This is a genomic window from Leptodesmis sp. (assembly GCF_052746595.1).
Map to the genome: position 1 here is coordinate 7,510 of NZ_JBRAGO010000011.1, position 12,615 is coordinate 20,124.

At 50.3% G+C, this 12,615-nt stretch carries 17 protein-coding genes; 12 read left to right on the forward strand and 5 right to left on the reverse strand.

What is annotated here, in order from left to right; genetic code table 11:
• The first annotated feature begins 476 nt into the window (after positions 1-476).
• The 4 genes from ACUVQO_RS03915 (at position 477) to nadB (ending at position 4,771) form a co-directional block, all read left to right on the forward strand.
• The gene (locus tag ACUVQO_RS03915) at positions 477-1,208 is read left to right on the forward strand and encodes a DUF3120 domain-containing protein (RefSeq protein ID WP_445924587.1); all 732 of its coding nucleotides are present in this window, start codon (positions 477-479) and stop codon (positions 1,206-1,208) included.
• 173 nt (positions 1,209-1,381) lie between these two features.
• On the forward strand, positions 1,382-2,404 hold the full coding sequence (locus ACUVQO_RS03920) for an FHA domain-containing protein (protein ID WP_445924588.1): 1,023 nt from the start codon (positions 1,382-1,384) through the stop codon (positions 2,402-2,404).
• A gap of 107 nt (positions 2,405-2,511) precedes the next feature.
• The gene (gene psbU, locus ACUVQO_RS03925) at positions 2,512-2,967 is read left to right on the forward strand and encodes a photosystem II complex extrinsic protein PsbU (RefSeq protein ID WP_445924589.1); all 456 of its coding nucleotides are present in this window, start codon (positions 2,512-2,514) and stop codon (positions 2,965-2,967) included.
• A gap of 85 nt (positions 2,968-3,052) precedes the next feature.
• On the forward strand, positions 3,053-4,771 hold the full coding sequence (nadB, locus tag ACUVQO_RS03930; protein ID WP_445924590.1) for an L-aspartate oxidase: 1,719 nt from the start codon (positions 3,053-3,055) through the stop codon (positions 4,769-4,771).
• Positions 4,772-4,856: 85 nt separating this feature from the next.
• Here the strand turns inward: nadB and ACUVQO_RS03935 are convergent, their stop codons facing one another.
• Together ACUVQO_RS03935 and ACUVQO_RS03940 are read right to left on the reverse strand one after the other, a co-directional pair.
• Positions 4,857-6,434, reverse strand: a complete 1,578-nt coding sequence (locus tag ACUVQO_RS03935) for an NAD(P)H-hydrate dehydratase (protein ID WP_445924591.1) — start codon at positions 6,432-6,434, stop codon at positions 4,857-4,859.
• Between the two features lie 7 nt (positions 6,435-6,441).
• Complete coding sequence (locus ACUVQO_RS03940; protein WP_445924592.1) at positions 6,442-6,747, reverse strand: TMEM14 family protein; 306 nt, start codon at positions 6,745-6,747, stop codon at positions 6,442-6,444.
• A gap of 72 nt (positions 6,748-6,819) precedes the next feature.
• On the opposite strand from ACUVQO_RS03940, the gene ACUVQO_RS03945 reads away from it, so the two are divergent.
• From ACUVQO_RS03945 to ACUVQO_RS03960, 4 genes are all read left to right on the forward strand, one after another.
• On the forward strand, positions 6,820-7,770 hold the full coding sequence (locus ACUVQO_RS03945) for an isopenicillin N synthase family dioxygenase (RefSeq protein WP_445924593.1): 951 nt from the start codon (positions 6,820-6,822) through the stop codon (positions 7,768-7,770).
• 302 nt (positions 7,771-8,072) lie between these two features.
• Positions 8,073-8,642: a DUF1802 family protein gene (locus ACUVQO_RS03950; RefSeq protein WP_445924594.1), complete on the forward strand. Its 570-nt coding sequence runs from the start codon at positions 8,073-8,075 to the stop codon at positions 8,640-8,642.
• Positions 8,643-8,785: 143 nt separating this feature from the next.
• Positions 8,786-8,992, forward strand: a complete 207-nt coding sequence (locus ACUVQO_RS03955; RefSeq protein ID WP_445924638.1) for a DUF29 family protein — start codon at positions 8,786-8,788, stop codon at positions 8,990-8,992.
• A complete protein-coding gene (locus tag ACUVQO_RS03960; RefSeq protein WP_445924595.1) occupies positions 8,989-9,492 on the forward strand; it encodes a hypothetical protein in 504 nt (167 codons plus the stop codon). Before ACUVQO_RS03955 ends, ACUVQO_RS03960 begins: the two co-directional genes overlap by 4 nt.
• Before the next feature lie 138 nt (positions 9,493-9,630).
• Here the strand turns inward: ACUVQO_RS03960 and lgt are convergent, their stop codons facing one another.
• From lgt to ACUVQO_RS03975, 3 genes are all read right to left on the reverse strand, one after another.
• A complete protein-coding gene (lgt, locus tag ACUVQO_RS03965) occupies positions 9,631-10,533 on the reverse strand; it encodes a prolipoprotein diacylglyceryl transferase (RefSeq protein WP_445924639.1) in 903 nt (300 codons plus the stop codon).
• Between the two features lie 72 nt (positions 10,534-10,605).
• Positions 10,606-10,929, reverse strand: a complete 324-nt coding sequence (locus ACUVQO_RS03970) for a phosphatase domain-containing putative toxin (protein WP_445924596.1) — start codon at positions 10,927-10,929, stop codon at positions 10,606-10,608.
• On the reverse strand, positions 10,926-11,219 hold the full coding sequence (locus ACUVQO_RS03975; RefSeq protein WP_445924597.1) for a hypothetical protein: 294 nt from the start codon (positions 11,217-11,219) through the stop codon (positions 10,926-10,928). The genes ACUVQO_RS03970 and ACUVQO_RS03975 overlap by 4 nt, the downstream gene beginning before the upstream one ends.
• 181 nt (positions 11,220-11,400) lie before the next feature.
• Between ACUVQO_RS03975 and ACUVQO_RS03980 the strand changes: the two genes are divergently transcribed.
• The 4 genes from ACUVQO_RS03980 to ACUVQO_RS03995 all read left to right on the forward strand — a co-directional run bounded on the left by ACUVQO_RS03980 (position 11,401) and on the right by ACUVQO_RS03995 (position 12,477).
• Positions 11,401-11,541, forward strand: a complete 141-nt coding sequence (locus ACUVQO_RS03980; protein ID WP_445924598.1) for a hypothetical protein — start codon at positions 11,401-11,403, stop codon at positions 11,539-11,541.
• Entirely contained in the window at positions 11,517-11,816 is a 300-nt protein-coding gene (locus ACUVQO_RS03985) for a pyridoxal-phosphate dependent enzyme (protein WP_445924599.1), read from the forward strand. The genes ACUVQO_RS03980 and ACUVQO_RS03985 overlap by 25 nt, the downstream gene beginning before the upstream one ends.
• 169 nt (positions 11,817-11,985) lie before the next feature.
• On the forward strand, positions 11,986-12,285 hold the full coding sequence (locus ACUVQO_RS03990) for a pyridoxal-phosphate dependent enzyme (RefSeq protein ID WP_445924600.1): 300 nt from the start codon (positions 11,986-11,988) through the stop codon (positions 12,283-12,285).
• Between the two features lie 24 nt (positions 12,286-12,309).
• Complete coding sequence (locus tag ACUVQO_RS03995) at positions 12,310-12,477, forward strand: hypothetical protein (RefSeq protein ID WP_445924601.1); 168 nt, start codon at positions 12,310-12,312, stop codon at positions 12,475-12,477.
• Positions 12,478-12,615 lie beyond the last annotated feature (138 nt).

The window sequence follows — 12,615 nt, forward strand, 5'->3', positions numbered from 1 at the left end:
TTGGGACTCCAGAAATTAAGAAAATGCCCCCTAACAGATAATCTCAAACCAAAAAAACAGGTACTGTGACGCTCTAGGTACTGCAGCAGCCACTGGATCCCTAGAAAAGCTGAGATCCGGATAGAGATTAGCCCAACCAGGGGCCGACCAGATCGCGGCAGAACGGTGAATGAAACTGCTTGCAACTATCTCAAAAGATATCCCTGCTGTCTGTAGCTCGACTGGAACCCTACCAAATCTTTAACGTTAGGACAAGCCGCCAATATTAGATCTTTTTGAGTGTTCCCATAGCCACTACAAATATAGAGAGATTCCAGAACTAGGAGATTCTGTGTAAGATAAAAGTATGCCCCTGGGGGGGATATGGGGATATAGTGAATCAATAGATTAAGTTGTTTAGCTTGATATATTAAATAAAGTAAAGTAAATAAGAAGTATTAACGATTGTATATTGTCCACTCATTTTTCATAAGCCCTTGATTTCCTCTACGCCATCATCCAGTTACGCTGCTCCATCTCTCGTCTGCCTGCCAGATTTAGATGCATTGCCTGTTGCCTCTGCTCAGGTCATACAACGAAAGCAATGGCTGTTGTTTGCTGCTGCCATCTTCTTAGTTTCTGTTCCCGTGTTTATCCAGGCTCCCCTGGTGCGATCGCTTCCCTGGGTCAGCCTGTTTTTTACTGTAGGTTGGTTGGGATTGGGGCGTTGGCTGCAGGCACATCGCCAAACTCAGGTGTGGGGAGATTTACTCATTGGGTTTACCTGGACATGGCTGGCTGGTTCTCTGTATTGGGGCTGGCTGCGTTGGGAACCGCTGTACCATCTGCCAGTTGAGGCAATCGGTTTACCCTTTGCGCTTTGGGGAATTTCTCGAAAAGAGAATAAGGTCGCTAATTTCTTCTATCTGGGATCCTTTTTGGGAACAGTTGTCACAGATATTTACTTTTATCTGGTAGATTTAATTCCTTATTGGCGTACTCTAATGCAGGTGGGCGAAATTTCTGCTCGACCCATTTTCCAAAGTGCGATTGCTCAAATACAGACCCCTTGGGGAATCGCTTGGGCTATCATACTGGCTAGTCTGCTGCTGGCTCTCAGTCTGTTGCCGCTAGCTTCCCAAAAGTTACACTGGTGGGCATTCAGTGGCGCAGTGTTGAGCACAATTCTGGTGGATGGTTTGTTCTGGGTAGCGGCCTGCTTGGCTTAGTTCGTTCAACTCATCTCGCACATTTTGAGCAGGGACAACTGGCTAACTGACTGCTAGGCTGGAGTCAGTCCGAATAGAAAAATTCGGGCAAGTCTCTTTTAAGCCCTTACACTGACCCTAACGGATGTGTCAGGATGCATCATAGGGAAGAATTACGTTTTTCACAGTCTGTGGTGACAACCCAACCCACACCCCATCTGCTTCTGCGGACCGATTCTGGTTACCGGCGCTTGCTTCTGACAGGAAGTAATTGCTGGACGATCGGCCGTAGTGAGGATAATAACTTTGTTCTGCCTGATCGCTGGATCTCTCGTAATCATGCGATATTGCAGTATATGGAAACGGGAGAATTTTATCTAATTGATCTGGGTAGCCGTAATGGCTCGTTTGTCAATGGTCGGCGGGTGAGCATTCCTGTCACCCTCAACAATGGCGATTGCCTTACCTTTGGCCAGACGGAACTGGAATTTTACTGCCCCATCCCCAGCCATCCTAAGCCAGAGGAGGACGAGGACAGTGCCGGGATGGATTCCAGGGAGTTTACGGCAACGGCAACCCTGCATGTCCGGCGTTTGATTTCTGTACTGGTTGTTGATATTCGCAACTTTACGGGGCTGACTCGCCAGTTGGATGAAAAGATTCTTTCTGAAATGATTGGCACCTGGTTTCGACACGCCGGAGATATTATTCGACAATACGGCAGTTGGGTTGATAAATACATTGGAGATGCGGTGATGGCCGTGTGGATCCACGGTGCTCAGGAAGTAGGCGATGATGAAATGCTGAAAATTCTCCACGCTCTCAGCGCCTTACACAAAATGACCACCGATCTCTATAACCTCTATCCACTGCCTTTCCCGCTGAGAATTGGTGCCGGGATTAATACGGGCTATGCGATGGTAGGGAATACGGGCAGCGGCGATCGCCCCGACTACACTGCCCTGGGTGACACAGTGAATGCCGCCTTCCGGCTAGAAACCTCTACGAAGCAGATCGGGAAGGATGTAGCCGTTGGCAAAACGACGTTCCAATGCTTATCGACTCTGGGTGCTGACGAGACTCTATGTGGTCAGTACACGGTCAACCTGCGGGGATATGATGCTCCTGCCATTGCCTATGCCTGCTCCTTTACAGAACTGGATGCCTTCCTTAAAAAGAAAGAAGGTCAACTAGGGCACAAACCTGATGTGTCTTGAGCAAAGGTCTTTCTGAGAATCTCCCAACAGATAGTGACCAGGAAATGATAGGCTCTAATAAATGCCTATATAGACTCCGTGGGAATGGAATGGGAGGTATAAATTTTATGAGACGAATTCTGTGTCTGCTAACCCTGTTGGTTGGCTTACTTGGCTGGTTTGGTGTGTCTAAGTCCGCGATCGCGGCTCCTTTGAGTTCTGACGCTAATACCCTGACTCAACTCACCTGGCAGACTAGCAACTCAACGTTGATTGCGGCGGCTGAGGAAGAGGTGCGCGATGCCGTGAGTGAGAAACTAGCCAGCGAGTTTGGTCAAAAATTAGATCTTAATAATACAAACGTTCGTGCATTCAGACAGTATCAAGGGCTATACCCAACCCTTGCTGGCATCATTGTTAAGAATGCTCCCTATGAGAATGTGGATGATGTTCTGGATATTCCTGGCCTGACTCAGCAGCAAAAGGAAGTTCTGAAAAATAACCTGAGCAACTTCACAGTCACCTCTGTGGAATCTGCGTTGGTGGAAGGTGCTGATCGGATCAATAACGGAATTTACCGTTAATCTACACTTAATATTAATTTTCTGAATTGCTCGATGCCCGATTCCAGGACAGAGAGCAATTTTTTCTGTTTACGGCTTTAACTGCATGTCTTCAGCCTTCTCCTTGTCCCAACCCTTTGATGTTTTGGTCATTGGAGCCGGAGCCGCCGGACTGTATACTGCGCTGTGCCTTCCTCCATTTCTGCAGGTGGGATTGATTACCAAGGAACCTCTCTCTCTCTCCGCCAGTGGTTGGGCACAGGGGGGAATTGCTGCCGTCATTGATCCCCAGGATTCTATCGACTTGCACGTTCAAGATACTCTGCGGGCAGGGGCTGGGCTGTGCGATCGGGCGGCGGTGCAATTTTTAGTCGAACATGCCTCGTCTTGCATCAAAAATCTGGTGGATTTGGGAGTCGGCTTCGATCGCCACGCCGGACAACTCGCTCTGACCCTGGAAGCGGCTCATTCGCGACGACGGGTACTACACGCGGCGGACACTACAGGCAGGGCGGTAGTCAGTACCCTGGCTGCCCGTGTTTTGCAGCGGGATAATATTCAGGTGATTCAGGCATTTACCCTGGATTTATGGCTTGATCCATCTGATGGCCACTGCCGAGGGGTGAGTTTACTTTATGAAAATCAGGTTTTCTGGGTAGAGGCGGGAGCGGTTATTTTGGCAACAGGGGGAGGGGGACAAGTCTTCGCCCAAACGACTAATCCGGCCTTAAGTACGGGAGATGGAGTTGCGATCGCCTATCGGGCTGGAGCAATCCTGCGAGATCTAGAATTCGTACAGTTCCATCCAACGGCTTTAACAAAACCCGGTGCGCCCCATTTTTTGATCAGTGAAGCGGTACGGGGGGAGGGAGCGCATTTAGTGGACGATCGGGGATATCGGTTTGCCTTTGACTACCATCCTGCTGGAGAACTGGCTCCCCGGGATGTCGTCAGTCGGGCCATTTTTAATCATCTGCAAAAGACCAGTACCGATCCGGCCCATGCCCACATCTGGTTAGATCTGCGTCCGATTCCCCAGACCACTATTCAGCATCGATTTCCTAACATCATTCAAGTCTGCCAGCAGTGGGGCATTGATGTGTTTCAAGAACCGATTCCCGTAACTCCAGCGGCTCATTACTGGATGGGCGGAATTGCCACGGATTTGTGCAATCGCACCTCCATCGCCGGTCTTTATGCTGTGGGCGAAACCGCCAGTACGGGAGTTCACGGTGCCAACCGTCTGGCCAGCAACTCGCTCCTGGAATGCCTGGTGTTTGGAGCACAATTCGGGGATAGCACAAAATTCAACATTCAAAATTCAGGTGTCATCCCCAATCCCCAATCCCCAATCCCCAATCCCTGCTCTACAGTCAATCAAAAACCTGAAATTTCTTTCTCTCCAGAGGAACTTGCCCGTATTGAAAAATTACGCCAGGAGTTACCCCGCCTGGTGTGGCAGAGTGCCGGAATTTGTCGGGAGACTGCCCAGATGGAAGGGGCGATCGCTCAGGTTGAGCAGTGGCGGGAAGACTTTGCTCGCTTACCGATCAGTCAAATACTTCAGACGCTGGTTCCAGAAAGCTCCCCATGGTTGCAGACGGCAGAGGAGGGGCGATCGCTGCGAACCTGGGCAGAAACCCGTAATCTTCTGGATATTGCCTTGCTGATCCTGAAAAGTGCGAATTTTCGTACCGAAAGCCGCGGGGGACACTTTCGATCGGACTATCCTCAAACCGATCCAGGCTGGCAGGTACATACCCTGGTGCAGCAGGATTGCCGTTCTCAAACTCCGCATTTGTGGACAGCAACAGTTGACCAATAGGGGGGAGGGGCTGCGTGGGTGAGTGGATGGGAAATGAACTGATGCTGAATGACTGATGCCCCCTTACAGGAATGACCGATTCTCTTTACAAATGGGCTTTGAGTGCAGGAATGAGGTATTGGGCCAGGGTATGAGCATCGACCCCTAATTCGGTGCGTTCCTGAGCGGCCAGGATGCCGGCCTGAGAATGCCACCAGGCGGCAGATTGGACGAGGTTGGGGATGAGAGATGAGGAATGGGGGATGGGGGACTGGGTCTGCTGCTGGGCGAGTGGTTGGGCTAGGAGGCCGCCGATTAATCCGGTTAAGACATCGCCGCTGCCCCCACGTGCGAGGGCGGGTGTACTGGCGGGATTGATCCAGACGGTGTGGGAATCTGAGATGGTGACTCGTGCGCCTTTCAGGAGAACGATCGCTCCCGTTTGGGCAGCGGCTTCCCGGACTGCCGTGACCCGACATGGGAGATTTTCCGCTAAATGGGGAAACAGCCGCTTAAACTCGCCGGGATGGGGAGTCAGAATCGTGGGAGCGGTGCGAGTTTCCAGCATGGAGGTGCCCCAGTCAGCCACCATGTTCAATCCATCCGCATCAAGCACTACAGGCAGAGAACTACCTAGCACGGATCGCACGACAGACTTGGCTTCCATCGTGAGTCCGGGGCCACAGGCGATCGCAGAATATTTATCCAACTGCATCTCATCCGGTAAGTACAAAATCGCACCGGACGGGGTTTCTGGACAACCGACGACCAGGGCTTCTGGCAACTGGGCCATGAGCACAGGTTGAAGAGAGGCGGGAACGGCGATCGACAGCATTCCCACTCCACTGGCTCGTGCTCCCAGGCCACTCAAAATCGCGGCTCCGGCATAGCGACGGGAACCACAGATCAAAAGCAGATGGCCTGCGGTGTATTTGTGCGCGGTTAACGAACGGGGCAACGGCAGGTAGGCGATCGCGCGTTCTGAGGTAATCCGTTGTACCGGAGGATGGTCTCCCAGGACGGCATGAATATCCGCCAGGGGAAGATCAAAATCCACCAAGTCAGCCTGACCCACGTAAGCCAGTGCCTGATCCTGTAACAATCCCTGTTTCCAGAGTCCCAGACAAAGGGTATGCGTGGCTTGAATAGCGGTGCCTAATGCCTGTCCGGTATCGGTATGGAGTCCGGATGGGAGATCGATGCTAACAACGGGTTTGTGCCATTGATTGATCTGATCGACTGCATTGGCAATGTCGCCAGAGAGCGATCGCTCCAGACCAAAGCCAAACAATCCGTCAACCAGCAAGTCACACTCCTGCAGAGCTTCTACCTGCTCAATGGTTGGGATCCCCAAACTGCTGCAATATTGAGCGTGATGTCCGGTCAACTCTTTCAGCTTGGTAAATGGTTGATAGATGACGACCTGACAGCCCTTAAAATGCAGTTCACGGGCAACGACCAGCGCATCGCCGCCGTTGTGTCCTGGCCCAACCAGCACTCCCACCCGCAATCCAGACCTTCCTAAAAATAACGCTTCAATCCGCTGGGTAATTCGTCCAGCAACCTTTTCCATCAGCGCGGGTACGGGCATGCCGGCGGCAAACACGCGCTCCTCAATCTGCTGCATCTGGTCAGCCGTGACGACGATATGTTGAAGCGATCGCACTGGGTTCTTAACTGCCATAACCGGGTCAATTCAACCAACTCACTGCAAATATCACCATAGCGATCAAACTCAATACTGCCATTAACCCCGCAGGCATAAACTTCCCTGTTTTACGGAAGCGGATCGTAAAAACGATCAACAGTCCCAGTGCCAGAAAGGCCGCCAGGGCAAATCCGGCAGCAGGATTTTGCAAACTGAGGAACCAGGCGATCGCCAGGACAACCCCACTCACTAAGCCAGAGATTAAAGACTGCTGGCTGCCCGCCTTGACATATCCCACAATGCCGCCAATAGCGACTAGCAATGCATACACTAAAATCAAGCCAGTCATTAGCTATCTCTCAATTGCTGTGAATCAGATTGCTGTGAATGAGATACCTTTAGCATCCCACAAATACATCTTATGGCTTCAATTCAAAGCATTCCGGTTCTGGATTTACGGGACTTTCATGCCAGTAGCGATCGCCGCACTAACTTCATCATCCAACTGGGTCAGGCACTAGAAAAAACTGGCTTTTTCGCGATTACCCATCATGGCGTGGATTCAGCCCTGATCCAGCAGGCTTATCAGGTTGCGGAACAGTTTTTTGAATTACCAGAGGCCATTAAGCAACAGTATGAAGTTCCGGAATTGCATGGACAGCGAGGATTCACCTCTTTTGGGCAAGAACACGCCAAAGATCATCCCTACCCTGACTTGAAAGAGTTCTGGCATGTGGGATGGGATTTACAAGCCGGACATCCCCTAACGGGACATTATGCAGCTAACCTGCAGGTTGCCGAAGTGCCCCAATTTCATCCGGTGATGGCCCAACTTTATGCTCAGTTAGAAGCCTGTGCTGCTGAATTGCTAAAAGCCTGTGCCTTGTACCTGGGAGAACCAGAAACATTGTTGTCTGACATGATCCAGGAGAGTGACACGATCCTTCGCATCATTCACTACCCTCCCGTTCCCGCAGATGCCCATCCGGCCAGTCTACGATCAGCTCCCCATGAAGACATCAATCTAATTACTCTGCTCTGTGAAGCCACGGACGATGGGCTGGAGCTACTGCAACGAGACGGCTCCTGGCTACCCATTCCAACCCTGCCAGGACAAATTATTGTGGATAGCGGTGATATGCTGCAACAACTAACCAATGGAGTCTTGCAAAGCACCACTCATCGGGTTGTGAATCCCACAGGCGATCGCCGCCGTCGCTTCTCGATGCCCTACTTCGTTCATCCTCGGAAGGAAATTGATCTCACTCCCCTTCCTGGCTGCATTGCCAAAGTCGGGAAACAACTATTTCCCGCCATCACCGCAGGCGAGTACCTGATGCAGCGATTACGGGAAATTGGCCTGGCTGAGTAGGAAATTGAGAGTTAAGAGTTAAAAATTAGAAGTTTGTTATTCACTGTCTATTTCTCACTCTTAACTCTTAACTTTTCACTCTCAACTCCCCTCATCCTCCAAAGGCAAAAGTCCCCATAACGATGATGAAGAGCAGAATTCCAGGAGAGAGCATTAAAATTAGCATCAATAAGTCGTGTAGGGTTATAGACTTCCTTTGGCTCAATTGCGATCAGATTGTTCTTATTTCATGCTAGTGGGGAGGCATGGCTCTGTGAATTCCCTAACCCTTGAGAAAAGCTGAAGATTCAAACTAATGACGCATGACGTATGACCTATTGACCAGTGCACTAAAGGAATGGCAGGTTGCCGTTCATGCTCTGGAACGGGGGGAAACGATCGTCCTGTTACGAAAGGGGGGAATTCGGGAGGAAGGCGGTCGGTTTCGGGTAGAGCACGATCGCGTCCTGCTGTATCCCACCGTGGAGCATCAAAAACCGGAATTGGTGAAAGCTACTTATGCCGATCAGATTCAACTGGTTGCTTCGGGATGGCACCCAGAGCAGGTACGAATTGGTTCCTGGGCAGAGATTACCGATATTGTGCAAATTGACAGGGTGGAGGGGGTTGACGCGCTGTTTCCCTTTCACATCTGGAATAAACAGTTTGTCCGCGATCGCCTGCGCTGGAAACCCAGCCAACCGCTTTACGTCCTGTTGCTGCGGGTTTACCAGTTCACATCTGCCCAACTGATTCCCTACTCAGAGACTTATGGGGGCTGCAAGTCCTGGATTGATTTACACCAATCCTTTGAGATCAGTGACAGTCTTCCTGTGCTGGACGATCGTACCTATGCCCAAACCGTTGAGCAGATTATCCACCTTACCCGATAATGATTTGATCTCAACTTGCTAGGATCAGGTATACAGTTTTACTAAAAAATTTTCTGCTGGCTGCTTAGGAGCTACGGCGCATGCACGAGGCCACACTTTATGACCAAGATTTCTTGCAATGGACACAACAGTAGGCCGACTATCTGCGAAAAGGATACTGGACAGGATTAGATGTTGACAATTTGATTGAGGAACTAGAAGCCTTGGGGCGCAGCGAACAGCAAGAATTAGGCAACTATCTGCAACTGCCGTTGATGCATCTACTGAAGTGCCAGTACCAACCAGAGCGTCAAACAACGAGTTGCAGAGGCTTGATTCAGACTTTCTGCCTTGAGTCGGTGGAGCAATGAACAAACAACGTGCTCAATACATAGATAAAACTAGTATTCAAACCTTGCGGGAGGGGTTGGAGGAATACTATACGTTGAACTCGCATGTGATGGATCCCAGGGCGTTACCCACAGAATTTGGCAAAATTTTGCTGGCTCATGATGTGTCCCACGTTGTGTATGGGTGTGACACTAGCCTATATGATGAACTTAAAATTCTGCCCTTGATCTGGTGGACGAGTGACTACACGTTTGGGGATCATCTAAAAACGATTCAGAATCCAACTATCGATTCAACAGTTCGGGATATGTACAAAGACTTCCTTGAAGCACGGGGAGTCCTCTGGCTGTATGTCTCGATTGGGTTCGTGTTACTCCAGTTGTTGCCAGAGTTAGTGTTTTTGCGGCTAAAGACTTGCCATCGCCAACGCTGGGTTCCGTTTATGGAGTTTGAATCACTGCTCGATCGCCCCCTGCTGGAAATTCGCCAGGACTTCGATCTACTACCTCTAATGAAGTGAAAAGACAGAATGAAACATCAGTGACTCAATCCTGTTTAATTTCTCAAAGTTTCCGGATGGCCTCTCTGACCTGGGAAGAATGAAGTGGTAGATGCACCCTGATTGAGACTCCGGAGTTTTGGCTCCGGGGTTATTTTTTTAGGGCTGTTTGTTGGAACTGGCCGCGTCCGCTGAATTTTCCCCTTTCTGGGGAGGCACCACATCAGGAAGGGGACGGTGCCACAAGTACAACCAGGCCAGTCCAGTCATACCGATCGCGATCTCAACCAGACTGACGACCTGAGCAACTCGCAGCGACCCCAGCATCAAGCTATCGGTTCGCAAGCCTTCAATCCAGAAACGTCCGCAGCTATAAGCCACCAGATAAACCAGAAAAATCGTGCCCGTTTGCAGGCGCATTTTGCCAGAGCGATCGCGGAAGAACAGCACCATCAGAATGGTAAACACCATCAAATTCCATAGCGACTCATATAAGAAGGTGGGATGGAAATACTCAAAGCTTTGATAGCCCGGAGGACGGTGGTTGGGGGGAATGTAAAGCTTCCAGGGCAAATCCGTGGGACGACCAAAGGCTTCGGAGTTGAAGAAGTTGCCCCAGCGTCCGATCGCCTGTCCCAGAATCAATGCAGGAGCAACCAGATCGGCCATTAGCCAGAAAGACACTCGCTGTAAACGACAGAAAATCAAGGCTGCAATCAAGCCACCGATAATCGCCCCATGAATGGCAATTCCGCCTCTCCAGATCGCGATAATTTGATCCGGATGCTGAGCGTACTCCTGCCACTGGAATGCGACATAGTACAGTCTGGCTAAGGGAATTGCCCCAATTACCATCCAGATCGCCAGATCACTGACCAACTCAGGATTGACCTGTCGCTGGCGGGCCAGGTACTGGGAGAGTGTTACGCCAATTAGCACCGCCGAGGCAATCAAGAACCCATACCAGCGAATCGAAAATGATCCCCACCGCAGGAAGGGGATTTCCGGGCCAGGGGAGGTAAACTGGAAGGCCAGAATCAGGAGAGAAGAAAGAAAGTTCATCACTGGCTTTACATCAGAAATGCCGCAGACTTGATTCTAAACCTTGTTTACGTTCAGAGCTGTAGTTTCGCTTTAGCGTGACCTGGGGTGCCGAGAAAAGTTTTTATCCTGCTTCCAGACTGCCGCAAACTGATGCACATAAGCTTCCTGCTCCAGAGTTTCCACACTGCCAGGGCGAGCGGTGCGTACGTGGGTAGATGCTTCTTTCGGAGAATAACCCAGTGCAACCAGGCAAGACGCAACAACTAAGCCAGTTCGGCCCAGCCCCGCGCGACAGTGAACTACCGTCGCCCGTCCTCCCTCCAAGGCAGCCAAGATATCCTCGACTAGTTGGCTCAAGCCAGTCATCGAGGCGGGAGTTCCAAAATCGGGAATGGGGAACCAGCGGGATTTCATGCCGTAGGTGGGAACGGCTTGTAGAGCAAATTGGCAATTTGCAGGTCTACCATTTCTTCCGCTTCTAATAGCGTCACCAGCAAATTCGTACCGTAATCATGACGTAACCGCGCTAGATCCAGGGATAGATTCCGGCACCAATGAAAGCGCATTCCCTGGTTGCATTTTCCAGGGGCGATCGTCATTCCCAACAGGCCAGAGAGAGGCACAACCCGTTTCGGTAAAAAGTCTACATGAATAGGATAGTCTTCAGAAGTCCGTAAGGCGCGATCAGTGTCAGTGGGTTGCATCGAAGAGGTGTCAGGGTAGAGGAAAGCGAAAAAATTAAGAAATGTGAAAGAAATAGAGCTTACGCAAATTCTTGCAAATATCCTGTTACAGCTTACTCTGTTATTTAGCTCTATAGCTGTTCTGCCTGGATACAGAAGGCAGAAGCAGTGAATAAAATTTTGGGTAGGTTATCTGCCAAATTTGATTAGGGAAGTTGCGATCGCCCTGACCGCCTTGGAATGGTTACTGTTGCAGAAGTACACTGATTATTCCTGTGGACAACTCGATTTAGGACTGCTATCAGGGAAATTGACAGAATGGACATTAAAAATGGCTTTGTAGGAGCGGTTGGCAATACTCCCTTGATTCGGCTTAATAGCTTCAGTGACGAGACGGGGTGTGAAATTCTGGGAAAAGCCGAATTTATGAATCCCGGTGGTTCTGTCAAAGACGGGGCCGCCCTCTACATTATCCAGGACGCGGAAACTCAAGGATTGTTGAAACCTGGAGGCACCGTTGTCGAAGGAACGGCAGGCAACACTGGCATTGGTTTGGCCCACATCTGCAATGCCAAGGGCTATAAGTGTTTGATTATTATTCCAGAGGCGCAATCTTAGGAAAAAATTGATTTGTTGAGAACGCTGGGTGCAGAAGTTCGCATAGTTCCGGCAGTACCCTACAAAGATCCCAACAACTACGTGAGACTTTCTGGACGGATTGCCTCAGAAATGGAGAATGCAATCTGGGCCAACCAATTTGATAATCTTTCAAATCGCCGTGCTCATTATGAAACCACTGGCCCCGAAGATGCAAAGTGATGCCTGGGTGACAGCTACGGGAACCGGAGGCACCTATGCTGGGGTTGCTCTGTTTCTCAAGTCCAAAAATCCCAATATCCGCTGTGTCGTCGCGGATCCGATGGGAAGTGGCCTGTATAGCTATGTCAAAACGGGTCAGATTACCCTAGAGGGAATCTCGATTACAGAAGGAATTGGCAGTAGCCGGATCACCAGTAATATGCAGGGTGCCCCGGCAGATGATGCTATTCGGGTGGATGATCATGAGGCCGTGCGGGTGGTCTATTAACTGCTGGAAAAAGATGGACTGTTCATGGGCGGCTCGGTGGGGATTAATGTAGGAGCGGCGATTGCCCTTGCCAAGCAATTAGGTCCTGGGCACACGATCGTCACCGTCTTGTGTAATGGCGGCAGTCGTTATCAATCCAAACTATTCAATCGGCAATGGTTGGCAGAGCGGGGATTATTGCCAACGGTGTAAATTGCTCGTGGGCTGATGGAAAAAATAGATTGCTCTATCCGATTTTTATTCTCCGGAAAAACATGATGAGCGACGAACACTCAAAGTGCAAAGCCACGAAAACTGTGAATGGAGTAGGGAAAGTTGGCCTTTTTGCGT

What these genes read in the sequence shown, in the direction of transcription:
- psbU (WP_445924589.1), top strand. Translation starts at nt 2,512, where the DNA reads ATGAGACGAATTCTGTGTCTGCTAACCCTGTTGGTTGGCTTACTTGGC.
- nadB (WP_445924590.1), top strand. Translation starts at nt 3,053, where the DNA reads ATGTCTTCAGCCTTCTCCTTGTCCCAACCCTTTGATGTTTTGGTCATT.
- ACUVQO_RS03935 (WP_445924591.1), bottom strand. Translation starts at nt 6,434, where the DNA reads ATGGCAGTTAAGAACCCAGTGCGATCGCTTCAACATATCGTCGTCACG.
- ACUVQO_RS03940 (WP_445924592.1), bottom strand. Translation starts at nt 6,747, where the DNA reads ATGACTGGCTTGATTTTAGTGTATGCATTGCTAGTCGCTATTGGCGGC.
- ACUVQO_RS03945 (WP_445924593.1), top strand. Translation starts at nt 6,820, where the DNA reads ATGGCTTCAATTCAAAGCATTCCGGTTCTGGATTTACGGGACTTTCAT.
- ACUVQO_RS03950 (WP_445924594.1), top strand. Translation starts at nt 8,073, where the DNA reads ATGACGTATGACCTATTGACCAGTGCACTAAAGGAATGGCAGGTTGCC.
- ACUVQO_RS03960 (WP_445924595.1), top strand. Translation starts at nt 8,989, where the DNA reads ATGAACAAACAACGTGCTCAATACATAGATAAAACTAGTATTCAAACC.
- lgt (WP_445924639.1), bottom strand. Translation starts at nt 10,533, where the DNA reads ATGAACTTTCTTTCTTCTCTCCTGATTCTGGCCTTCCAGTTTACCTCC.
- ACUVQO_RS03970 (WP_445924596.1), bottom strand. Translation starts at nt 10,929, where the DNA reads ATGAAATCCCGCTGGTTCCCCATTCCCGATTTTGGAACTCCCGCCTCG.
- ACUVQO_RS03975 (WP_445924597.1), bottom strand. Translation starts at nt 11,219, where the DNA reads ATGCAACCCACTGACACTGATCGCGCCTTACGGACTTCTGAAGACTAT.
- ACUVQO_RS03985 (WP_445924599.1), top strand. Translation starts at nt 11,517, where the DNA reads ATGGACATTAAAAATGGCTTTGTAGGAGCGGTTGGCAATACTCCCTTG.
- ACUVQO_RS03990 (WP_445924600.1), top strand. Translation starts at nt 11,986, where the DNA reads ATGAAACCACTGGCCCCGAAGATGCAAAGTGATGCCTGGGTGACAGCT.
- ACUVQO_RS03995 (WP_445924601.1), top strand. Translation starts at nt 12,310, where the DNA reads ATGGGCGGCTCGGTGGGGATTAATGTAGGAGCGGCGATTGCCCTTGCC.